Below are 21,232 nucleotides of genomic sequence, written 5' to 3' on the forward strand. Positions count from 1 at the left end.
CGCGGCTTTCGAGTGCCCATGCCTTCCTTTTTCTCCAGAACGCCTGTGATTTCGCCATGTGACAGCCCCGATGACCGCCAGGAAAACGCCAGCGCCGCAGCGGCGGGGGGCGAGCCTGCGCCTGCGGCCGTGGCGCCGGTGGCGGTGCCCGGGGCGCCCATGTTCCTGGACCGGGACCACAGCATCCTGGGCTTCAACGAGCGTGTCTTCGATTGGGCCGTGCGCACCGACGTGCCCCTGCTGGAGCGCCTGCGCTACCTGTGCATCGTTTCGTCCAACCTCGACGAGTTCTTCGAGGTGCGCGCTGCCGCCCACCTGACGGCCGCCAAGAGCGGTGAGGGCAAGGGGGTCTATACCGAGGCCTCCTTCGTGGCCCTGTCGTCCAAGGCCCATGACCTGGTGGCGCGCCAGTACTCGCTGTACAACGACTCCCTGGTGCCCGAGTTCGCGCGGCATGGCATCCGCATCGTCTCGCACGGCGAGCGCTCGGCGGCGCAGCGGACCTGGGTGCACGAGTATTTCATGCGCGAGGTGCGCCCGCTGCTGATCCCGGTGGGGCTCGACCCGGCCCACCCGTTTCCGCAGGTGGCCAACAAGTCGCTCAACTTCATCGTGCGCCTGCATGGGCACGATGCCTTCGGCCGCAAGAACGAGGTGGCCATCGTCAAGGTGCCGCGTGCGCTGCCGCGCTTGGTGCGCATGCCGCCGCGCCTGGCCGCCAAGGGCGAATCGCTGTTCGTGAGCCTGTCGAGCATCATCCGTGCGCACCTGGCCGACCTGTTCCCGGGGCGCGAGGTCACGGAGTTCTCGCAGTTCCGCGTCACGCGCCACTCCGACCTGGCGCTCGACGAGGAAGATGTGCGCAACCTGCGCACGGCACTGCGCCAGGGCCTGCAGCACCGCCATTACGGCCAGGCCGTGCGGCTGGAGGTCTCGGCCGGCTGCTCGCAGTTCCTCTCGCGCTTCCTGCTCGAACAGTTCGATCTGCCCGAGCCGGCGCTGTACCGTGTGCACGGCCCGGTGAACCTGGTGCGCCTGACCCAGCTGGTGGACCTGGTGAACGACCCTGCGCTGCTGTTCCCGGCCTGGCGCTCGGCCTGGCCGCGCCAACTGGTGCCCGGGGTGTCGATCATGGAGCAGCTGAACAAGCGCGACGTGCTCATGCACCAGCCATTCGAGAGCTTCGACGGGCTGCTGGCCTTTTTGCGCGAGGCGGTCAACGACCCCCAGGTGCTGGTCATCAAGCAGACCATCTACCGCACGGGCGCCGACTCTGCGCTCATGGACCTGCTGACCGAGGCCGTGCGCCGCGGCAAGGAGGTCATGGCCGTGGTGGAGCTCAAGGCGCGCTTCGACGAAGAGGCCAACATCAACTGGGCCGAGGCGCTCGAATCCATCGGCGCCCAGGTGGTGTATGGCGTGGTGGGGCTCAAGACCCATGCCAAGATGCTGCTGGTGACACGCCGCGAGGGGCGCCAGCTGCGCCGCTACGGGCACCTCTCGACCGGCAACTACAACCCGCGCACGGCGCGCCTGTACACCGACCTGAGCTACCTCACGGCCGATGAGGACACGACCGCCGACATGGACGGCGTGTTCAACCACCTGGCGAGCCAGAACCGGCCCCCCAAGCTGCGCAAGCTGCTGCTCGCGCCCTTCCACCTGCAGCGGCGCATGATCGAGAAGATCGAGCAGGTGGGCCTGGCGGCCAGCCGGGGAGAGGATGCGCGCATCGTCGCCAAGATGAACGCGCTGACCGATGAGGCGCTGATGCGCGCCCTGATCCTGGCCGGCCAACGCGGCGCGCGCATCGACCTGATCGTGCGCGGTGCCTGCATGCTCGCAGCCCAGGTGCCGGGCGTGACCGACAATATCCGCGTGCGCTCGGTGATCGGGCGCTTCCTGGAACACACGCGCGTGTTCTATTTCCGCGCTGGCGCCGAGGAAGACCTGTACCTGTCCAGCGCCGACTGGATGAACCGCAACATGATGCGCCGCGTGGAACTGGCCTGGCCCGTGACCGAGCCGCGCCTGCGCCGCCAGATCGTGGACGAGTGCCTGGTGGCCTACCTGCACGATGACCGCGATGCGTGGACACTGGGCCCCGATGGCACCTATGCCCGGGCCCCCCATCCCGAAGACGGGCAGGGCGCACAGGCGGCGCTCATGGTGCGCTATGGGCCGCCCGCGCCCGTGGCGCGGGTGGAGCAGCAGCAAGGAACGTGATGATGGATTTGATCCTGTGGCGCCATGCCGAGGCCGAAGAAGCCGAGGACGGCTCGGACGACCTGACCCGTGCGCTCACGCCGCGCGGCGAAAAGCAGGCGGCACGCATGGCCGCCTGGCTGGACCGCCAGTTGCCCGAGGGCCTGCGCGTGCTGGCCAGCCCTGCACGGCGCACCGAACAGACGGCCGATGCACTGGGGCGCAAGTTCAAGATGCGTGCCGAGTTGCTGCCCGGCGGCACCACCGAGGATCTGCTGGAGCTGGCCCAGTGGCCGCGCGCGCGTGGCGCCGTGCTGATCATCGGCCACCAGCCCGTGCTCGGCCAGACCATTGCGCAGCTGCTGGGCATGCAGGCGCCCGAGTGCGCGGTGCGCAAAGGCGCCGTGTGGTGGCTGCGCCAGCGCCAGCGCCTGGATGCAAGCCAGACGGTGCTGATGGCCGTGCAGTCGCCCGAATTCGTCTGACCCGGGCCGCGGCACTTTCATCACCATCCCGCAGCGGCCCGAGGGCCGCTTTCTTATTTACGGCCGTTCTTGGCGGCAGGCTTGGCTGCTGGTTCCTCGGCCTTGGGGCGGCCGGTCTTGATCGACGGCACCGCCTGCAGGGCGCTGCGCAGGGCGGTATCGGACAGGCCGGCCAGCAGCTTGAGGCCGGCGCGCAGCAGTTCGCTCTTCTTGGCGGGCTGGGCCAGCGTGGCGGCGCGCTGCTTGAGCGTCTCGACCACGGCGTACTCGTCCTTGGGAATGGTGAAGCTGTCGCGCACCAGCTTGGGCTTCTTGGCCTTGGTTTCCTTGGCGGGGGCCACGGCGGCAGCGGGCTTGCTGCTTGCGGCGGGGGCGGCTGCGGCCTTGGTCTTGGTGGCCGGTTTGGCGGCGGGGGCTTTGGGGGCAGCCTTCTTGGGGGCTGCGGCAGCAGGCTTGGCCGCTGCAGACTTCTTGGGCGCCTTGGCGGCCTTGGCGGTGCTCTTTGCGGCGGCAGGTGCCTTGGCCGCAGGGGCTGCGGCCGGGGCGGCAGCAGCGGTGGGGGTGACGGGGGCGGACGCGGGTGCAGTGGTGGTCATGATTGCGGAAAATAAAACGGTATAAACAGTTTATACCGTTTTCATTCCGGCGTCACGGCAGCTCTGCCACCAGCTCCCACGGGGTCTTCTGCCAGGCCAGCATTTCCTCGCGCAGCAGGTGGGCCGATTGCGGGTAGCCGGCCGCCCAGCCGCGGCGCGCTGCCAGCAGGAATCGGTTGCCCTTGAGTTGCAGTTGCAGGCCTTCGGTGTCGGGGTCGCGGCGCGCGTGGCACAAGGCCACGGCCAGGCGCAGGCACAGCAGTTGCAATGCAAAGCCTGCGTCGGTCAGGTCCACATCGAGCTTGCGCACCTTGCCGCGCTGGCCCAGCACCAGTTGGCCCAGGCGGTGCAGCTCGGGCATGGCAAAGCCTGCGGCATCGGTGTGGTCCAGGATGTAGGCGCCGTGGCGGTGGTAGTCGCTGTGCGAGATGCGGCAGCCGATTTCGTGCAGGCGCGCAGCCCAGTCGAGCTTGCGCGATGCGCGTTCGCTGCCGGCGGGCGCGGCCTGGTCGAAGAGCTGGCAGGCGATGCGTGCCACGCGCTCGGCATGCTCCACCTCCACGCCAAAGCGCTGCATGAGACCGTGGACCGTGGTGCTGCGCAGGTCGGTACCGGGCTGCTCGCGGTCGAGCAGGTCGTACAGCGCGCCCTGGCGCAGCGCGCCCTGGGCCACCTGCATCTGCTCGATCTGCAGCAGGTCGAACACGGCACGCAGCACGCTGATGCCGCCACCGATCACGGCGCGGCGCTCGTCCTTGAGGCCGTCCAGGCGGATGCGGTCGGCGCTCTGCGCGCGCAGCAGCCGCTCCTGCAGCCAATCGAGGCCCTCGCGCGTGATCAGGCCTTCGGGGCCGCCCGCGGCGGTGAGGATGTCGCCCACGGCACCGGCCGTGCCCGAGGAGCCATAGGCCACGTCCCAGCCATCGGGCCGGAAGGTGGCCAGGGCCTCGTCGAGCACCGCCTTGGCGGCAATCTCGGCGGCCATGAAGGCCTGGGGCGTGAAGGCGCCGTTGGCGAAGTAGCGCGTGGACCAGGCCACGCTGCCCACGCGGAACGAGGCCACGGCATGGGGCGTGAACTGCTGGCCCAGGATGAGCTCGGTGGAGCGTCCGCCGATGTCCACCACCAGGCGCCGTTCGTCGGACTGGGGCAGCAGGCGCGCCACGCCCTGGTAGATCAGGCGGGCCTCTTCGGGGCCCGAAACCACGTCGATGGGGTAGCCCAGCACCTGGCTACCGCGCGCGATGAACTCCTCGCGGTTGCGCGCCTCGCGCAGGGTCTGGGTGGCCACGGCACGCACCTGCGTGCGCGAAAAACCCGCCAGGCGCTCGCCGAAGCGGGCCAGGCAGTCCCAGCCGCGCTGCATGGCCTCGGTGCTCAGGTTGCGGTTCTCGTCCAGGCCATTGCCCTGGCGCACGGTCTCCTTGAGGTATTCGACGCGCTGGATGTGGCCGTGCTCGTAGCGGCCGATTTCAAGGCGAAAGCTGTTGGATCCCAGATCCACGGCAGCGAGCAGTGTTCCGTTGTGCATGGTGGTGCGCGGCGTGCGCTGTTTTCCTTTCGGCCCAGCATAGCACCCGGGCCGGCGTCTGGCGCCGAGTTCAGCCAATGATGCGTCCCGCCGTGGTGAGCATGGCCTGGGTCACGTAGGCGCCGGCGCGCTGGCGCCCCTGGTAGCTGACCGTATAGCCGCCGATGTTCAGTGCGGCGCGCTTTTGCAGCGCGGCCAGCATGCCGGCACGGGTGATGGGGCCGCTGATGCCGGCCATGACCTCGGCGGTGTAGCGCGCGGCGATGTAGCCCGCCAGACCCAGCGGGGAGGGGGGCTCGTCGTAGAGGCGGGCCAGCGCATCGCGGTAGCTGCGCACCACGGGCAGGCTGGCATTCACCATGGGCACGGCCTGGGTGACGATGACCGAGGCCTTGGCCGCCGTGGGGCCCATCTGCGCCAGCACCTGCAGATTCACATCGGCCAGCGCCACCACATAACACTGGCGGCCCTGGGGCACGGTGAGCTGGTCCAGAAAGGAGAACAGCTCCGGCGTGCCGCCGATGAACAGGATGATGGTCTGCTCCACGCGGTGGCCTGCGCCGGGTTTCGCGCTGGCAGCGGGCAGGGGGATGGTCTGCACCTTGAGCGACATGGCCTTTGCCGCATGCGCCACCATGGCCTGTGACTGGCGCTGGACGCCGGGGCTGGCGTAGGTGACGCCCACGGTCTGAACCCCCATGGTTGCCAGGTTCTTGATGGCATGGGTGATCTGTGCCTCCTGCCCGGCAAAGATGTCGAACACGGAGTCTGCGGGGCCTGTGGCGCTGGCCACTGCCGTGGTGTCGTGCAGCCAGGGGGCGACGATGGGCAGCGGGGAGTCCGGCGCCGCCTTGGCCTGCAGGGCGATGAGGCCGCTGGCCGCTGCATTGCCCACGCAGCCCGACAGGGCGATGCAGGCGGACTGCTTGTGCGCGGTCTGCCAGACGGCCTGCAGGCTGGCCGGGGTGCCATCGGTCTCCAGCGTGAGGTGCTGCACGGGGCGGCCGTGGACACCCCCCCTGGCATTGATCTCCTGCCAGGCGGTGCGCGAGCCCACGAGGAAGTCGCGGCTCACGTCCTGCTGGTCGGGGGACAGGTCGGCCACCTGGGCCACCACGTGGGGACGCTCGCCATCCGTCTTTTTGGCGGAGGGCTCCGTCCCCTGGGCCCAGGTGCGGCCGGCCAGGCCCATGGCCGCCACCCCTTGCAGCCAGTGGCGGCGCAGGACGCCGGGCTGGCTGGTGCGGGGTGTGCGTGTCATGTGCGGTGCTGCGGGCGGCAGTGCGTTTTACTTCTTGGGGGGCATCAGCACGCGGTCGACCACGTGCACCACGCCATTGGTGGCCACGATGTCGGCCTTTTCCACCATGGCTTCTTCCACCGTGACGAAGGTGCCGGCGCGCGCCAGGGCCACGTCGGAGCCGTTCAGGGTCTTGGTGGCGCCGGGCTTGACGGCGGCGGCGGTCACGTTGCCCGCCACGATGTGGTGGTTGAGCACGGCCTTGAGCTGGGCCGGGTTGGCCTGCAGGTCGGCCAGGGTCTTGGCCGGGATGGCCTTGAAGGCATCGTCCGAAGGCGCGAACACGGTATAGGGGCCGGCGGCCTTGAGGGTGTCGGCCAGGCCGGCCTGGGCCGCCAGCTTGTTGAAAGTGCTCAGCGACGGCGTCTTTGCAATCGTGCTGTCCAGGGATGCGGGGGCGGAACCGGTGCTGGCGCAGCCGGCCAGGGCGGCGGCCGCAGCCAGGGCGAGGGCGGATTGCAGTGCGTAACGGCGGAACATGTGATTCTCCAGGTAGGTGGCCGATTCATCTCGGTGGCGGGAGACTAAGCAGGCACCGTGACAGCTGGATGACAAACGTAAACGCCTGTACGGAGGAAACGGATGTGTGACAACCGATCTGTGTGTCACGACAATGTCACATACGGGTCCTAGAGTCGCCTCATCCCAATTCATTCATCCCAAGAGGTATCTCCATGAAAATGTCCGCGATTCGGGTCCTTGTTGCTGGTGTGGTCGCTGCTGGTGCGTTCTCTCAGGCCATGGCGCAGCAGGAAGCCACCGGCGCAGGCGCCAGTTTTCCGGCGCCTCTGTATTCCAAGTGGGCGGCTGACTACAACAAGGCCACGGGCGTCAAGATCAACTACCAGTCGGTGGGCTCGGGCGCCGGCATGCGCCAGATCGAAGCCAAGACAGTGGACTTCGGTGCTTCGGACGCTCCCCTGAAGGACGAAGACCTGGCCAAGAAGGGCCTGGTGCAGTTCCCCACCGTGATCGGCGGCATCGTTCCCGTGGTCAACATCAAGGGCATCGCTCCCGGCCAGATGAAGCTGAGCGGCCAGGTCCTGGGCGACATCTACCTGGGCAAGATCACCAAGTGGAACGACGAGGCCATCAAGGCCCTGAACCCCGGTGTGAACCTGCCTGACGCGGCCATCGCCCCGGTGAACCGCGCCGACGGCTCGGGCACCACCTTCGGTTTCACCAACTACCTGAGCAAGGTCAACGCCGAGTGGAAGTCCAAGGTCGGTGAAGGCACGGCCGTGAAGTGGCCCACCGGTGCGGGTGGCAAGGGCAATGAAGGCGTTGCCGCCTTCGTGGGCCGCCTGCCCAACTCCATCGGCTACGTCGAGTACGCCTACGTCAAGCAGAACAAGCTGACCTATGTGCAGTTGCAGAACTCCGCTGGCAACTATGTCTCGCCCGACGATGCGACCTTCAAGGCCGCTGCCGCCGGTGCCGACTGGGCCAAGAGCTTCTACCAGATCCTGACCAACCAGCCTGGCAAGGATTCGTGGCCCATCACGTCCGCGACCTTCATCATGATGCAGAAGTCGCAGGACAAGCCTGCCCAGGCCACCACGGCCCTGAAGTTCTTCGACTGGGTCTATGCCCAGGGCGACAAGACCGCCGCCGACCTGGACTACGTGCCCATGCCCGACAGCGTCAAGGCCATCATCCAGAAGTCCTGGGGTGACATCAAGGACACCTCCGGCAAGGCCGTAGCGTTCAAGTAATTTGACAGGGCCGGCGATAAGCCGGCCCTTCAACTTCAAATCCATTGAATTCAAGGCAAACAACGTGTCCACAACGATGCCGGTCCGCGACAATCCGTCCCTTGTGACGGCTCCCTTGCGTACTGAGAAAATGCCCCCTTCCCCACACCGACCCCTCATTTCCGGCGTGGTGGCCGACAAGCTGTTCGGCTTCCTGGCGCGCGGTGCGGCCGTGCTGACCCTGCTCCTGCTGCTGGGCATCCTGGCCTCGCTGGTGGTTGGTGCCTGGCCGTCCATCGCCAAGTACGGCCTGGGCTTTCTCACCAGCAGCGTCTGGGACCCCGTGCAGAACGAGTACGGCGGCCTGGTGATGATCTATGGCACGCTGACGACCTCTGCGATCGCGCTGCTGATCGCCGTGCCGGTGAGCTTCGGCATTGCGCTGTTCCTGACCGAGCTGTCGCCCTCCTGGCTCAAGCGCCCCCTGGGCACGGCCATCGAGCTGTTGGCTGCGGTTCCCTCCATCGTCTACGGCATGTGGGGCCTGATGGTGTTCGGCCCCATCCTCGCGACCTATGTGCAGCAGCCGCTGCAGGCCCTGTTCAACGGCGTTCCCTTCCTGGGCGCACTGGTGTCCGGCCCCCCGGTGGGCATCGGCATCCTGTCGGCCGGCATCATCCTGGCCATCATGATCATCCCGTTCATCGCCTCGGTGATGCGCGACGTGTTCGAAGTCACGCCGGCCCTGCTCAAGGAGTCGGCCTACGGCCTGGGCTCCACGACCTGGGAAGTGGTGTGGAAGGTGGTGCTGCCCTATACCAAGACCGGCGTGCTGGGCGGCATCATGCTCGGCCTGGGCCGTGCGCTGGGCGAGACCATGGCCGTGACCTTCGTCATCGGCAACATGAACCAGCTGTCTTCGCTGTCGGTCTTCGAGGCGGCCAACAGCATCACCTCGGCGCTGGCCAACGAGTTCGCCGAAGCCGGCGAGGGCCTGCACCAGGCCTCGCTGATCTACCTGGGCCTGGTCCTGTTCTTCATCACCTTCGTCGTGCTGTCGTGCTCCAAGATCCTGCTGTCCCGCCTGCAAAAGAGTGAAGGAGCCCGTTCATGAGCACCGCGCAGCAACTGATCTCTGCGGCCGACCTGGCCCAGCAGCGCCAGGCGCGCTACAACAGCCGCAAGCGCGTCAACCAGATCGCCCTGGTGCTGTCGCTGGCCGCCATGGCCTTCGGCGTGTTCTGGCTGATCTGGATCCTGTGGGAAACCATCCGCCTGGGCCTGGGTGGCCTGAGCGTGGCCTTGTTCACGCAGATGACGCCACCACCCAACGAGGCCGGCGGCATCTCCAACGCCATCTTCGGTTCGTTCGTGATGGTGATGCTGGCCACCTTCGTGGGCACGCCCATCGGCATCATGGCCGGCATCTACCTGGCCGAGTACGAGACCAAGAGCCTGCTGGCCTCGGTGACGCGCTTCGTCAACGACATCCTGCTTTCGGCGCCCTCCATCGTGATCGGCCTGTTCGTGTATGCCGTGGTGGTGGCGCGCTTCAAGAGCTTCTCGGCCTATGCCGGCATCCTGGCGCTGGCGCTGATCGTGATTCCGGTGGTCATCCGCACCACCGAGAACATGCTGGTGCTGGTGCCGGCCAGCCTGCGCGAAGCCGCCTACGCCCTGGGCACGCCCAAGTGGAAGGTCATCACCATGGTGACCCTGCGCGCTGCGCGTGCCGGCGTGATCACCGGTGTGCTGCTGGCCGTGGCCCGCATCGCCGGCGAAACCGCTCCGCTGCTGTTCACCGCGCTGAACAACCAGTTCTGGAACGCTGACCTCTCCAAGCCCATGGCCAGCCTGCCGGTGACCATCTTCAAGTTCGCCATGAGCCCGTATGAGAACTGGCAGCAACTGGCATGGGCCGGTGTGTTCCTCATCACCATCGCCGTCCTTGGCCTGAACATCCTGGCGCGGGTCCTGACCCGCCACAAGTAAGCCCTGCAAGAAAGACAAGCATGTCCGCCATTCTCAAGACCGATGCGCCCGCCAAGTCCAAGATCACGGTGCGTGATCTGAACTTCTACTACGGCAAGTTCCATGCCTTGAAGGGCATCAACCTCGATATTCCCGAGAACAAGGTCACGGCCTTCATTGGCCCCTCGGGCTGCGGCAAGTCGACGCTGCTGCGCACCTTCAACCGCATGTTCGAGCTCTATCCCGAGCAGCGCGCCGAAGGCCAGATCGTGCTGGACGGTGAAAACCTGTTGACCAGCAAGCAGGACGTGGCCCTGGTGCGTGCCAAGGTCGGCATGGTGTTCCAGAAGCCCACGCCCTTCCCGATGTCGATCTACGACAACATCGCTTTCGGCGTGAAGCTGTTCGAGAACCTGAGCGCCACCGACATGGACGACCGTGTCGAATGGGCCCTGCGCAAGGCCGCCCTGTGGAACGAGGTCAAGGACAAGCTCAACCAGACCGGCTCGGGCCTGTCCGGCGGCCAGCAGCAACGCCTGTGCATTGCCCGCGGCATTGCCATCAAGCCCGAAGTGCTGCTGCTCGACGAGCCCTGCTCGGCGCTGGACCCGATCTCGACCGCCAAGGTCGAAGAGCTGATTGCCGAGCTCAAGAACGACTACACCGTGGTCATCGTGACCCACAACATGCAGCAGGCCGCGCGCTGCAGCGACTACACCGCCTACATGTACCTGGGCGACCTGGTCGAGTTCGGTGAGACGGAACAGATGTTCTTCAAGCCGCAGCGCAAGGAAACCGAAGACTACATCACCGGCCGTTTCGGCTAAGGAGACAGCAATGCCCGACAAGCACCTTTCGTCGCAGTTCGACTCCGAACTCAACAGCGTCTCCGCCCGCGTCATGGAGATGGGCGGGCTCGTGGAGTCGCAGATCCGCCAGGCGGTCTACGCCCTGTCGCAGTTCAGCATCGAGGCCGTGGAACAGGTGGCCGCCATCGAAGTGCGCGTGAACGCCATGGAAGTGGAGATCGACCACGAACTGTCGTCCATCATCGCGCGCCGCCAGCCCACCGCGCGCGACCTGCGCCTGCTGCTGGCCTTTTCCAAGGCCACGGCCAACCTCGAGCGCATGGGCGACGAGGCCAACAAGATGGCGCGCATGGTGCGCTCCATCATCGAGAGCGGCGCCGCCCGCTCGCTGCCCTCGAGCGACCTGCGCATGGCGGCCGACCTGGCTTCGGGCCTGCTGCGCAAGACGCTCGACGCCTTCGCCCGCCTGGACACCGCGATGGCCGTCTCCATCCTCAAGGAAGACGACCTGATCGACAAGGAGTTCGACGGCTTCGTGCGCAAGCTGGTCACCTACATGATGGAAGACCCGCGCACCATCTCTCCCAGCCTGGATCTCTTGTTCCTGGCCAAGGCCATCGAGCGCATCGGCGACCATTCGAAGAATGTGGCCGAACTCATCATCTACCTGGTCAAGGGCAAGGACGTGCGCCATACGGCCCTTGATGAAATCGAATCGGCCGTGCTGTAGGCCCGTGAACGCTGTATGAGAAAGTTACCCCGAGTTCTGATTGTCGAAGACGAACCCGCGATCGCCGAGCTGATCGCGGTCAACCTGCGGCACAACGGATTCCAGCCCTTCTGGGCCGAAGATGGCGATTCGGCCCAGCGCGAGCTCGATGCCGTGCTGCCCGACGTGATCCTGCTCGACTGGATGCTGCCCGGCCAGAGCGGCCTGTCGCTGGCGCGCAAGTGGCGTGCCGACGCGCGCACCAAGGCCATCCCCATCCTCATGCTCACGGCCCGTGGCGACGAGCCGGACAAGGTGGCGGGCCTGGACGCTGGTGCCGACGACTACGTCACCAAGCCCTTTTCCACGCAGGAGCTGCTGGCGCGCATCCGCGCCGTGCTGCGCCGCCGCGCGCCCGAACAGGTCAGCGACAGCGTGACCATCGGCGAGCTGGTGCTCGATGCCGGCACCTACCGCGTGGCCTTCCAGGGCCAGCAGCTCAAGGTGGGGCCCACCGAGTTCAAGCTGCTGCACTACCTCATGAAGCATGCCGAGCGCGTGCACAGCCGCTCGCAGCTGCTGGACAAGGTCTGGGGCGACCATGTCTTCATCGAGGAGCGCACCGTGGACGTGCACGTCAAGCGCCTGCGCGAGGCGCTGGGCGCCGCGTCGGTGATGGTCGAGACGGTGCGCGGCGCCGGCTACCGGCTCACGGCGCAATCGCAACCTCAGGTGCAGCCACTGCAAGCCTGACGGTTCACGGGGCGCCGCAGGGCGCCCCTGGTTTTCAGAAAAAAGGCTTTGCACGCTGCATGCTTTGGCGATTCACGTATTTTCTGCTCTGGCAAATCGCCGGCGGCGGACTCGGTTGGTGGCAGGGAGGGCCCTGGGGGGCGGCCCTGGGTGCGGCGATTGCGGCCTGGGCCTGGTTTGTGTGGGATCTGCTGCGTGGCGCACGCGTGCTGCGCTGGCTGCGCACGGGAGAGCTGTCGCGCGCCCCGGTGATGCGCGGCATGTGGGGCGAGGCGGCCGACCGGGCGCGGCGCCTGCTGCGCCTGCAGGCCCAGGAGGTGCAAAGCAGCCAGAACCGCCTGCAGGAGATCCTGGCGGCGCTGCAGGCCACGCCCAACGGTGTGGTGCTGCTCGATGCGCAGGGCCATATCGAATGGTGCAACCAGATGGCGGCCAGCCAGTTCGGCTTCGATGCGCAGCGCGACGTCATGCAGTCCATCGGCAACCTGGTGCGCGACCCCGAATTCACCGCCTACTACACGGCCCAGGACTTCACGCACGATGTGGTGCTGGAGGGGCGTTTCAGCACGTCCTCGCGCCCGGTGCGCATCTCGGTGCAGCTGCATCCCTACGGCGACGGGCGCACCCTGCTGCTCTCGCGCGACGTGACGGCGCTGGAGCAGGCCGAGGCCATGCGCCGCGACTTCGTGGCCAACGTCTCGCACGAGATCCGCACACCGCTCACGGTGCTCATGGGCTTTGTCGAAACCCTGCAGACCCTGCCGCTGGCGCAGGATGAGCGCGCGCGCTACCTGGGCATGATGTCCCAGCAGGCGGCGCGCATGCAGAGCGTGGTGCAGGACCTGCTCACGCTGTCGCGCCTGGAGGGCAGCCCGCCGCCCGGCATGGCCGAATGGACGCCGGTGCAGGGCCTGGTGCAGCGCTGTGAGGAAGAAAGCCGTGCATTGTCAGCCCTGCTCGCCCAGACCCAGCAGCGCCCCCATACCCTGCTGTTCCCCGGCAAGGCCGAGCTGCTGGCCCAGGGCGACATTGCCGGCGTGCCGGCCGAGCTGCAGAGCGCCCTGTCCAACATCATCAATAACGCCGTGCGCTACACGCCGGCGGGTGGCACGATCACGGTCAGCTGGGTGCGCAAGGACGATGGCTCGGCCACGTTCTCGGTCCAGGACACGGGGCCTGGCATTGCGCCCGAGCACATCCCGCGGCTGACCGAGCGCTTCTACCGGGTGGACCGCAGCCGCTCGCGCGAGACCGGAGGCACGGGCCTGGGCCTGGCCATCGTCAAGCATGTGCTGCAGCGCCATGGCGCGACGCTCAACATCCAGAGCACCCTGGGCAAGGGCTCGACCTTTTGCGTGACCTTTCCGGTCAACCGGCTGCGCGCGCCAGCGCCGCAGGCACTGGCAGCCTGATCGCGCGCCAGAGCATGGCCGCGAACAGGGCCGCCGTCACGGCCAGGGCAACGGCGCTGGCGGCCCAGAAGGTGGCCGGTGTGGCCATGGCGGCCCAGGGCCCCAGGCCCTGGTAGGCCAGCAGGTAGCCGCCGCCCAGGCCGGCACCCCACAGCAGGGTGCAATAGACCACCAGCGGCGCCACCGTGATGCGGTAGCAGCGCAGCACGAACACGCACAGGGTCTGCAGCGCATCGGCCACATGGTAGGCCGCCACCCAGGCCAGCAAGCCGCCCGTGACCGCCACCACCTGCGTGTTTGACGAATACAGTACACCCAGGTGGTTGCGCCCGAGAAACATCAGCGCTGCCAGGGCCAGGCCCATGGTGCAGGCCAGGCGCAGCCCCAGCAATCCGACCTGGCGTGCGCGCAGCGGCTCGCCCGCGCCCAGCCAGTAGCTCACACGCGCGCTGGTGGCAATGGACAGCGACAAGGGCACCATGTAGAGCACCGCCGCCAGGTTGGACGCGATCTGGTGCGCAGCCGAAGCCACGGTGCCCTGGCGCGCGATGAACAGGGCCATGAGGGTGAAGGAGGTCACCTCCACCATCACCGCCAGGCCGGCCGGCACGCCCAGGCGCGCAAAGCCTGCGATGGTGGGCCAGTGCGGGCGCTCCAGCGGCTGCCAGAGGGCCAGTGGCCGGTACAGCGACTGGGTGCGCAGCAGCCACAGCGCCAGGGCGAGCATGCTGCAGTTGACCACCAGCGTGGCCCAGGCGCAGCCCACGGCGCCCTGCGCGGGCAGGCCGGCGCCGCCAAAGGTGAACCAGATCGACAGTGGTACCTTGATGAACAGCGAGCCCACCTGCAGCCAGGTCACCAACTGGGGCCGGCCCAGGGCCTGGTTGAGTGTGCTGTAGATGCGGAACAGCAGCGCTGGCGGCAGTGCCAGGGCCAGCACGGCCAGGTAGTTCTCGACCTCGCCGCGCAGGGTGTCGGGCACCTCGGTCCAGCGCAGCAGGGCGCCGGGCGAGAGCAGCACGGCCATGCCCAGGGCACTGGCCACGGCGCACAGGTAGAGCGACTGGCGCAGTGATGCGCCCATCTGCGCCTGCTGCCCGGCGCCGCGCAGTTCGGCCCAGACCGGCATCAGCGCCTGCAGCACCCCGATCAGCGCCACATAGACGCTGATGAAGATGGCCGAGCCCACCGAGAGCGCAGCCAGCGAGGCTTCGCTGTAGCGGCCGGCGACGATGGTGTCGGCCACGCCGAAGGCCATCACGGCCAGTTGCCCGGCCAGCACCGTCACGGCGTGGCGGGAAATGGTCGACAGCTCGCTCATCAGGGTTTGGCTTCGGTCTCGATGCGGCGGAACAGGACCAGGAAGTCGGTCTTGTCGGTGGGGCGCGCCACGGTGGCCACGCGCTCCCATTGCAGCGCGTCGACCGTGGATGCCGGGGCGGGCCAGGAGGCGATGTCCGAGACCAGCCACTCGCAGCCCGTCACCGCCAGGTTGGCAGGGTGCAGCGTGAGGCCGGCGTGGTACTGCAGGGCCGCGACCTGGGCGCGGCTCAGGCCCACGGTCTGCACGCAGCCGGGGCTGGGGCCGAGGACGGCGCTAACGGCCCGCATCTGTGGCACATAGCTGCGCGCGAAGTCCAGCAGCGGCAGCCACAGGCTCATGAGCAGCAGCCAGCTCAGGGCCGCGCCGCTGGCCGGCAGCACCAGGCTCTTCCAGATCGGCGCGCGGTTGCGCGAGGCGCGCCACCACACCAGGGCGCACCAGCCCACCGAGGCGGCCAGCGCCACCGCCAGGGCCAGCGCCGAGAACTGGGGCACGAAGCCCGGCGCCAGCTTGGCCACGTTGGCGGCCGGCTTGGCGGGCACGCCGGTCTGCATGGCGATCCAGATCACCCAGATGGCCAGTGCCGAGACACTGAAGAACAGCAGCGTGAACCAGTCGATCAGGGCCCCCATGCTGCGGCTGAGCGTGGGCAAGGCGAATGCGGCCAGCGCCGCCAGCGCAGGCAGGCCCAGCAACAGGGCGCGGTCGGCCGGCTGCGTGGTGATGGTGGCCGCCACGGAGACGGCGGTGAACCACAGCGGCAGCAGCAGGTGGCGGTGCCACTGGCGGCTGGCGATCTGCTTGCGCCAGCGCCACAGCGTCCACAGCGCCAGGGGCCAGGCGGGCCAGCCGAACCAGATCAGCAGGCGCGCCAGGCTCGCCCATTCCTTGCCGCCGCCCTCGGTGCTGACAATGCGCCAGCGCCACAGGTCGAGCTGCCAGGCCAGCGCCGCTGCAGCCACAATGACCAGGACGGTGACCACCGCCCAGGCCTTGCACTGGCGCTCGTCCTTGCCCGGCAGGTGCAGGGCCAGCAGCACGCCGCTGGCACCCAGCAGCGCTGTAAGCGCCGGTGCCCCGGCAAGCGTGAGGCCGAACGCCCCCACGAACATGGCCGCCCACGCCTTGCCGGCGTGGTAGGGCAGGGCTGCGAAGGCGAAGAACAGGAAGGCGGTGCAGCTCAACTGCACCAGGTAGCTCGTGACCTCGTGCGAGAGCTGGGCCAGCCCCAGGCAGGCGATGAGGGCGAGCAGGGCGCCATCGGCAATGGCGCGCGCATAGTCGAGCGGGTTGGCCTCACCGCCGAAGGCAAAGGCCACGGGCTGCGCGCCCGGGCTGCGTGCCAGGTAGTACACGCCATACCAGGTGGCCATGAAGGTCAGCGCCAGCAGTGCGGCGAAAGGCAGGCGCACAGCCATCTCGGGCGAGAGCCAGGCCGGTGCCCACTGGATGGCCAGGGCGCCGATCCAGTAGGGCAGCAGGCCCTCGGTCTCGGGTGCCATGCCACCCAGCAGCGGGTTGAGCCAGCTGGTGCGCCCCTGCGCCAGCTCCAGCATGTAGCCATAGGCGGTGATATCGGCGCTCTTCCACGGCGCGCGGCCCACGAAGCCGGGGATCACATAGGCAATGCACAGCAGCATCAAAGCCCAGCGCGGCAGCGGCCGCACGGCATTCTGGGTAACGATGGCCGGGGTGGGTGGGTTCACGCGTTGGTCGGGGGCTTCAGGGAGCCGCCAAGAATAAGGGATAAGCGCACAGGTTCCGTCAGCAGGCGGTAGCGGTCAGGGTAAATCTGGTAACCCGGGTCACAGTGCATGGCGCGGGCATGAAAAAAGGCAGCTCGGTTGCCCGGGCTGCCTTTCTGTCGGCGCACTGCCTGCGAAGATTTACTTGGCAGCAGCGGTCTTGCCGAAGCGGTTGCGGAACTTTTCCACGCGGCCGCCCATGTTGTCCACGGACTTTTGCGTGCCCGTGTAGAAGGGATGCGATTCGCTGGAGGTATCGAGCTTGAACAGGGGCAGCTCACGGCCGTCGTCGGTCTTGCCGGTTTCCTTGGTGTTCACGCAGGAACGGGTCACGAACTTGAAACCGTTGGACAGGTCCACGAACAGCACTTCGCGGTAGTTGGGGTGAATGCCTTCTTTCATGATCAATCCTTGTCAAGTGCGGGAGCCGTGCAGGACCCGGTGCAACCTCTGCGCCGTGGAGCATCCAGCGTACTTTCCGCAATAAAAGCCCTCCATTATAACCTGCCAACCAAATTTTTCAAGGCGGGCGCGGGCCGGTGTAGGCGGCGCGGGGGCGTATCAGCGCCTGGCCGCTGCGCTGCTCCAGCGCATGGGCGATCCAGCCGAGCGAGCGGCCCAGGGCAAACAGCCCGTAGGCGCTGCCCGGCGGCAGCCCCAGGTGCCTGCGTACGGCCACCAGCGCCAGGTCGAGCGATGGGTGTTGGCCCACCAGGCCCCGGGCGTCGTCGATCCAGCCGGCCCAGTCGGGTTGCGCAGGCAGGATGCGGCCGAGCAGCATCCGGGCGCGCGCATCGCCCTCGGGATACAGGTGGTGCCCGAAGCCGGGCAGCGCCTCGCCGCGCGCCAGGCGCTGGCGCAGGGCCTGGGCCGGCGCATGGCCCAGTTCGTCCCACAGGGCCTCCACGCGCGCCGTGGCGCCGCCGTGCAGGCCCCCGGTCAGTGCCGCCAGGCCTCCCACCACGGCCGCGCGCAGGCTGGCGCCTGTGGAGGCCACGCAGCGCGCGGTGAAGCCCGAGGCATTGAGCTCATGGTCGGCGCACAGCACCAGCGCCATGCGCACCAGGTCGGCCCCCTGGTCGTCCAGCCCCCAGGCGGCCGCGCACTGCTCATGCAGCGGTGCCGAGGCGGGCGCCGTGCCCAGCAGGCAGGCCGCCAGCAGGCGCACCAGGGCGCCGCAGCCCTCGGCCAGGCGTTCGGGCGAGGTCTGCCAGGAGGCGGTGGGTCCATCCTCGCTGGCCATGGTGAACAGGGGCAGCAGCGATTCCTCGGGGCGCACGCTGGCCAGGTGGGCCTGGCCCTGGGCCAGCAGCGGCGGCGAAGGCGGCGGTTGTGCGGTGAATGCGCTGGCTTCGCTGCACTGCCACAGCAGGGCCGCCACGGCCTCCACGCTGCCCGATGCGGCCAGGGTGTCGATGCGGGCGCCGCGCAGGTACAACTGCCCATCCTCGATCAGCGTGATGGCCGACTCGAGCACCGGCAGCCCCCAGCTGAGCGTGGCCTTGGCCACCTCGCGCGGCTTGCGGCCACGCTTGCGCTGGCCCGCGAGCATCTCCACATCGGCTAGGGCATAGCGGCTCTCGCGCGGCGTGGGGCCGGGGTGGGCGTGCAGCAGGCCGCGGCTCACATAGGCGTACAGCGTGGCGCGCGAGACGCCCAGGCGCTCGGCAGTCTGGGCAGCGGTGAGGTAGCTGGGCATGGGCGGCAGGCAAAATAATGTTGAAAATATAAATCAATATTGACAATAAATTCTGTCTGCCTAATCTGGGAAGCCTTTTCAAGGAGCTTGGCCATGGTCGAACACAGAGTCACACCGGAAAGCGCCCTGGCGCTGGCGGCCGAGGCCTGGGCCGCCCTGCAGGGGGATGCATCGGAGTGCCGCCATCTGTCCCTGGCCGGCCATGGCGACCTGCCCTCGGTCTTCCCGGTCACCGACCTGGCGGCCGCCTCGGTCGGCGTGGCGGGCCTGGCGGTGGCCGGACTCATCGCTCAGACAGCGGGCACCTGGCCCGCTGTGCAGGTGGACCGGCGCCTTGCTTCTTTCTGGTTCGGCATGTCGCTTCGCCCCGAGGGCTGGTCCCTGCCGCCGGTGTGGGATGCCGTGGCAGGCGACTACCGCGCGGCCGATGGCTGGGTGCGCCTGCACACCAATGCGCCGCACCACCGCGAGGCGGCCCTGGCCGTGCTCGGTGTGGCGGCCGACCGGGAAGCCGTGGCGCGCGCCGTGGCCCGCTGGGATGCCGATGCGCTGGAGTCGGCCTTGGTGGAGCGGGGCGGCTGCGCCGCCGCCATGCGCAGCACCGACGGCTGGGCGCAGCATGCGCAGGGGCTGGCCGTGCGGGCTGAGCCCCTGGTGCATTGGCAGGCCTTTGCGCCGGCGATGCCGCTGCCCGCCTGGCGTGCCGATCCCGCGCGGCCTCTGCGCGGCGTGCGCGTGCTGGACCTCACGCGCATCCTCGCGGGCCCCACGGCCACCCGTTTCCTCGCAGGCTTTGGCGCGGAGGTGTTGCGCATCGACCCGCCCGGCTGGGACGAGCCCGTCACCGTGCCCGAGGTCGTGCTGGGCAAGCGCTGTGCGCGGCTCGATCTGCGCCAGCGCGAGGGGCGCCAGGTGCTCGAGGCGCTGCTGGGCCAGGCCGATGTGCTGGTGCACGGCCTGCGGCCCGGCGCGCTCGATGCCCTGGGGCTGGGGGCCGAGCGGCGGCGTGCACTCAACCCAGGCCTGGTGGACGTGTCGCTCAGTGCCTACGGCTGGAGCGGCCCCTGGCAGCAGCGGCGCGGCTTTGACAGCCTAGTGCAGATGAGCACCGGCATCGCCGATGCCGGCATGCGCGAAGGCGGCCACGACCGGCCCATGCCCCTGCCGGTGCAGGCCATCGACCATGCCACGGGCTACCTGATGGCGGCGGCTGTGGTGCAGGGCCTGGCGCGCCGCCGGGCCACGGGCGCGGGCTGCGCCGCGCAGCTGTCCCTGGCGCGCACGGCGCACTGGCTGGTGTTTGCCGCGCGCCACCCGGTGGAGCCGCTGGCGCCCGAGCAGGCGGACGATGTGGGTGGTGCGCTGGAGGCCACTGCTTGGGGCCCGGCCCGGCGGGTGCGTGCACCGCTCGTGGTGCAGGGTGCCCTCATGCACTGGGAGCGGGCAGCGCTGGCATTGGGCTCTGCGCAGCCGCATTGGTAGACAGGCCCGGATGCGGCAACGCCCCGCAGGCCGTTGGGCCTGCGGGGCGTTGAGCTGTGGTGCCGGGCCTGCCTCAGCCGCCGCGGCGCATCATGTCGAAGAAGTCGACGTTGGTCTTGGTGGCCTTCATGTTCTTGATCATGAGCTCCATGGACTCGATCTCGTCCATGTTGTACATGAACTGGCGCAGGATGCGCGTCTTCTGCAGGATCTCGGGCACCAGCAGCAGCTCTTCGCGGCGCGTGCCGCTCTTGTTGAGCTCGATGGCGGGGAACACGCGCTTTTCGTACAGGCGGCGGTTCAGGTGGATTTCGCAGTTGCCCGTGCCCTTGAACTCTTCAAAGATCACTTCGTCCATGCGGCTGCCGGTGTCGACCAGGGCCGTGGCGATGATGGTCAGCGAGCCGCCTTCCTCGACCTTGCGGGCGGCGCCGAAGAAGCGCTTGGGGCGCTGCAGTGCGGCCGCGTCCACACCGCCGGACAGCACCTTGCCGCTGGAGGGCACGACGTTGTTGTAGGCGCGGGCCAGGCGGGTGATGGAGTCCAGCAGGATCACCACGTCCTTCTTGAGTTCGACCAGGCGCTTGGCGCGCTCGATCACCATCTCGGCCACGTGCACGTGGCGTGCGGCGGGTTCGTCGAAGGTGGAGGCGATGATCTCGCCCTTGACCGTGCGCTGCATTTCGGTCACTTCTTCAGGGCGCTCGTCCACCAGCAGCACCATCAGGTGCACGTCGGGGTTGTTGGCCGTGATGGCGTGGGCGATGTGCTGCATCATCACCGTCTTGCCGCTCTTGGGCGGGGCGACGATCAGCGCGCGCTGGCCGCGGCCGATGGGCGCGATGATGTCGATGATGCGGCCGGTGATGTTCTCGTCGCTCTTGACATCGCGCTCCAGGCGCATCTGCTCCTTGGGGAACAGCGGCGTCAGGTTTTCGAACATCACCTTGTGCTTGTTCTGCTCTGGCGGGCCGTCGTTGACCTTGTCGAGCTTGGTCAGGGCAAAGTAGCGCTCGCCGTCCTTGGGTGTGCGCACTTCGCCTTCGATCATGTCGCCGGTGTGCAGGTTGAAGCGGCGCACCTGGCTGGGGGAGATGTAGATGTCGTCCGTGCTTGCGGTGAAGCTCGTGTCCGGGCTGCGCAGAAAGCCGAAGCCGTCGGGCAAGATTTCCAGCACCCCGTCCGCAAACACCTGCTCGCCTGCCTTGGCGCGCTTCTTGATGATGGCAAACATCAGCTCCTGTTTGCGCATCCGGCCCGTGTTTTCGATTTCGAGTTCTTCGGCCTGCTTCAGGACTTCAGACACGTGCAGTGCCTTGAGTTCGTTTAAGTGCATGGAATGACTCCTTGGCGGAGTAGGTAGGTGTCTCGGGGGAGTGGGGCTGTTCGCCGGTGGTCTGCTGATGGCAGTCACGGCGCGCCTGAGGATCTCTCGAACCGGCTGCCAATGCGTGCAAGCCGGTGATCTGCTGGAATTATGACAGGAAAAAATCCGGGAAGGCCGGGCCGCTGCCTGC

General features: G+C 68.0%; 19 protein-coding genes. 10 read left to right on the forward strand and 9 right to left on the reverse strand.

The genetic code is table 11. The annotated features are described in order from the left end of the window. Nucleotides 1-18: 18 nt before the first annotated feature. Nucleotides 19-2,226 carry a polyphosphate kinase 1 gene (ppk1, locus tag HNP48_RS25280; protein ID WP_184862343.1) on the forward strand — a complete coding sequence of 736 codons (2,208 nt, stop codon included), beginning with the start codon at nucleotides 19-21 and terminating at the stop codon, nucleotides 2,224-2,226. Continuing rightward, nucleotides 2,226-2,690, forward strand: coding sequence for a histidine phosphatase family protein (locus tag HNP48_RS25285; protein WP_184862345.1), 465 nt, complete (start codon nucleotides 2,226-2,228; stop codon nucleotides 2,688-2,690). The genes ppk1 and HNP48_RS25285 overlap by 1 nt, the downstream gene beginning before the upstream one ends. A gap of 53 nt (nucleotides 2,691-2,743) precedes the next feature. Here HNP48_RS25285 and HNP48_RS25290 read toward each other — a convergent pair whose 3' ends face one another. From HNP48_RS25290 to HNP48_RS25305, 4 genes are all read right to left on the reverse strand, one after another. Continuing rightward, nucleotides 2,744-3,286, reverse strand: coding sequence for a hypothetical protein (locus tag HNP48_RS25290; protein WP_184862348.1), 543 nt, complete (start codon nucleotides 3,284-3,286; stop codon nucleotides 2,744-2,746). 52 nt (nucleotides 3,287-3,338) lie between these two features. Then, nucleotides 3,339-4,817, reverse strand: coding sequence for a Ppx/GppA phosphatase family protein (locus tag HNP48_RS25295; protein ID WP_184862350.1), 1,479 nt, complete (start codon nucleotides 4,815-4,817; stop codon nucleotides 3,339-3,341). Between the two features lie 70 nt (nucleotides 4,818-4,887). Continuing rightward, nucleotides 4,888-6,078, reverse strand: a complete 1,191-nt coding sequence (locus tag HNP48_RS25300) for an ABC transporter substrate-binding protein (protein ID WP_184862353.1) — start codon at nucleotides 6,076-6,078, stop codon at nucleotides 4,888-4,890. Between the two features lie 27 nt (nucleotides 6,079-6,105). Next, a complete protein-coding gene (locus HNP48_RS25305) occupies nucleotides 6,106-6,597 on the reverse strand; it encodes a fasciclin domain-containing protein (RefSeq protein WP_184862355.1) in 492 nt (163 codons plus the stop codon). 194 nt (nucleotides 6,598-6,791) lie between these two features. Between HNP48_RS25305 and pstS the strand changes: the two genes are divergently transcribed. From pstS to phoR, 7 genes are all read left to right on the forward strand, one after another. After that, the gene (gene pstS, locus HNP48_RS25310) at nucleotides 6,792-7,832 is read left to right on the forward strand and encodes a phosphate ABC transporter substrate-binding protein PstS (protein ID WP_184862357.1); all 1,041 of its coding nucleotides are present in this window, start codon (nucleotides 6,792-6,794) and stop codon (nucleotides 7,830-7,832) included. Nucleotides 7,833-7,962: 130 nt separating this feature from the next. Then, nucleotides 7,963-8,925, forward strand: coding sequence for a phosphate ABC transporter permease subunit PstC (pstC, locus tag HNP48_RS25315; protein WP_184862359.1), 963 nt, complete (start codon nucleotides 7,963-7,965; stop codon nucleotides 8,923-8,925). Continuing rightward, nucleotides 8,922-9,803 (forward strand): phosphate ABC transporter permease PstA, encoded by an 882-nt coding sequence (gene pstA / locus HNP48_RS25320; protein WP_184862361.1) that lies wholly within the window; start codon nucleotides 8,922-8,924, stop codon nucleotides 9,801-9,803. The genes pstC and pstA overlap by 4 nt, the downstream gene beginning before the upstream one ends. 20 nt (nucleotides 9,804-9,823) lie before the next feature. Next, nucleotides 9,824-10,609 carry a phosphate ABC transporter ATP-binding protein PstB gene (gene pstB / locus HNP48_RS25325; protein ID WP_184862363.1) on the forward strand — a complete coding sequence of 262 codons (786 nt, stop codon included), beginning with the start codon at nucleotides 9,824-9,826 and terminating at the stop codon, nucleotides 10,607-10,609. 10 nt (nucleotides 10,610-10,619) lie between these two features. Further along, on the forward strand, nucleotides 10,620-11,321 hold the full coding sequence (gene phoU, locus HNP48_RS25330; RefSeq protein WP_184862365.1) for a phosphate signaling complex protein PhoU: 702 nt from the start codon (nucleotides 10,620-10,622) through the stop codon (nucleotides 11,319-11,321). Between the two features lie 15 nt (nucleotides 11,322-11,336). Next, entirely contained in the window at nucleotides 11,337-12,053 is a 717-nt protein-coding gene (gene phoB / locus HNP48_RS25335) for a phosphate regulon transcriptional regulator PhoB (RefSeq protein WP_184862368.1), read from the forward strand. 59 nt (nucleotides 12,054-12,112) lie between these two features. Continuing rightward, entirely contained in the window at nucleotides 12,113-13,465 is a 1,353-nt protein-coding gene (gene phoR, locus HNP48_RS25340) for a phosphate regulon sensor histidine kinase PhoR (protein ID WP_184862370.1), read from the forward strand. Here the strand turns inward: phoR and HNP48_RS25345 are convergent. The 4 genes from HNP48_RS25345 to HNP48_RS25360 all read right to left on the reverse strand — a co-directional run bounded on the left by HNP48_RS25345 (nucleotide 13,422) and on the right by HNP48_RS25360 (nucleotide 18,233). Then, nucleotides 13,422-14,786 carry an MATE family efflux transporter gene (locus tag HNP48_RS25345; protein ID WP_184862372.1) on the reverse strand — a complete coding sequence of 455 codons (1,365 nt, stop codon included), beginning with the start codon at nucleotides 14,784-14,786 and terminating at the stop codon, nucleotides 13,422-13,424. The two genes, phoR and HNP48_RS25345, sit on opposite strands and share 44 nt — an antisense overlap. Beyond that, nucleotides 14,786-16,495, reverse strand: coding sequence for a hypothetical protein (locus HNP48_RS25350; RefSeq protein ID WP_184862374.1), 1,710 nt, complete (start codon nucleotides 16,493-16,495; stop codon nucleotides 14,786-14,788). Before HNP48_RS25350 ends, HNP48_RS25345 begins: the two co-directional genes overlap by 1 nt. A 180-nt stretch (nucleotides 16,496-16,675) precedes the next feature. Beyond that, nucleotides 16,676-16,936 carry a type B 50S ribosomal protein L31 gene (locus HNP48_RS25355; RefSeq protein WP_184862376.1) on the reverse strand — a complete coding sequence of 87 codons (261 nt, stop codon included), beginning with the start codon at nucleotides 16,934-16,936 and terminating at the stop codon, nucleotides 16,676-16,678. 118 nt (nucleotides 16,937-17,054) lie between these two features. After that, nucleotides 17,055-18,233 carry a citrate synthase family protein gene (locus tag HNP48_RS25360; protein ID WP_184862378.1) on the reverse strand — a complete coding sequence of 393 codons (1,179 nt, stop codon included), beginning with the start codon at nucleotides 18,231-18,233 and terminating at the stop codon, nucleotides 17,055-17,057. A gap of 93 nt (nucleotides 18,234-18,326) precedes the next feature. Between HNP48_RS25360 and HNP48_RS25365 the strand changes: the two genes are divergently transcribed. Then, nucleotides 18,327-19,715: a CoA transferase gene (locus HNP48_RS25365; RefSeq protein WP_184862380.1), complete on the forward strand. Its 1,389-nt coding sequence runs from the start codon at nucleotides 18,327-18,329 to the stop codon at nucleotides 19,713-19,715. A gap of 73 nt (nucleotides 19,716-19,788) precedes the next feature. Here HNP48_RS25365 and rho read toward each other — a convergent pair whose 3' ends face one another. Continuing rightward, nucleotides 19,789-21,051 (reverse strand): transcription termination factor Rho, encoded by a 1,263-nt coding sequence (gene rho, locus HNP48_RS25370; protein ID WP_184862382.1) that lies wholly within the window; start codon nucleotides 21,049-21,051, stop codon nucleotides 19,789-19,791. Nucleotides 21,052-21,232: the final 181 nt, after the last annotated feature.

The sequence above is a fragment of the Acidovorax soli genome (genome assembly GCF_014207955.1).
Lineage (GTDB): Bacteria > Pseudomonadota > Gammaproteobacteria > Burkholderiales > Burkholderiaceae_C > Acidovorax > Acidovorax soli_A.

Coding starts and splice junctions, on each gene's coding strand:
- ppk1 (WP_184862343.1), top strand. CDS start 19: ATGCCTTCCTTTTTCTCCAGAACGCCTGTGATTTCGCCATGTGACAGC.
- HNP48_RS25285 (WP_184862345.1), top strand. CDS start 2,226: ATGATGGATTTGATCCTGTGGCGCCATGCCGAGGCCGAAGAAGCCGAG.
- HNP48_RS25290 (WP_184862348.1), bottom strand. CDS start 3,286: ATGACCACCACTGCACCCGCGTCCGCCCCCGTCACCCCCACCGCTGCT.
- HNP48_RS25295 (WP_184862350.1), bottom strand. CDS start 4,817: ATGCACAACGGAACACTGCTCGCTGCCGTGGATCTGGGATCCAACAGC.
- HNP48_RS25300 (WP_184862353.1), bottom strand. CDS start 6,078: ATGACACGCACACCCCGCACCAGCCAGCCCGGCGTCCTGCGCCGCCAC.
- HNP48_RS25305 (WP_184862355.1), bottom strand. CDS start 6,597: ATGTTCCGCCGTTACGCACTGCAATCCGCCCTCGCCCTGGCTGCGGCC.
- pstS (WP_184862357.1), top strand. CDS start 6,792: ATGAAAATGTCCGCGATTCGGGTCCTTGTTGCTGGTGTGGTCGCTGCT.
- pstC (WP_184862359.1), top strand. CDS start 7,963: ATGCCCCCTTCCCCACACCGACCCCTCATTTCCGGCGTGGTGGCCGAC.
- pstA (WP_184862361.1), top strand. CDS start 8,922: ATGAGCACCGCGCAGCAACTGATCTCTGCGGCCGACCTGGCCCAGCAG.
- pstB (WP_184862363.1), top strand. CDS start 9,824: ATGTCCGCCATTCTCAAGACCGATGCGCCCGCCAAGTCCAAGATCACG.
- phoU (WP_184862365.1), top strand. CDS start 10,620: ATGCCCGACAAGCACCTTTCGTCGCAGTTCGACTCCGAACTCAACAGC.
- phoB (WP_184862368.1), top strand. CDS start 11,337: ATGAGAAAGTTACCCCGAGTTCTGATTGTCGAAGACGAACCCGCGATC.
- phoR (WP_184862370.1), top strand. CDS start 12,113: ATGCTTTGGCGATTCACGTATTTTCTGCTCTGGCAAATCGCCGGCGGC.
- HNP48_RS25345 (WP_184862372.1), bottom strand. CDS start 14,786: ATGAGCGAGCTGTCGACCATTTCCCGCCACGCCGTGACGGTGCTGGCC.
- HNP48_RS25355 (WP_184862376.1), bottom strand. CDS start 16,936: ATGAAAGAAGGCATTCACCCCAACTACCGCGAAGTGCTGTTCGTGGAC.
- HNP48_RS25360 (WP_184862378.1), bottom strand. CDS start 18,233: ATGCCCAGCTACCTCACCGCTGCCCAGACTGCCGAGCGCCTGGGCGTC.
- HNP48_RS25365 (WP_184862380.1), top strand. CDS start 18,327: ATGGTCGAACACAGAGTCACACCGGAAAGCGCCCTGGCGCTGGCGGCC.
- rho (WP_184862382.1), bottom strand. CDS start 21,051: ATGCACTTAAACGAACTCAAGGCACTGCACGTGTCTGAAGTCCTGAAG.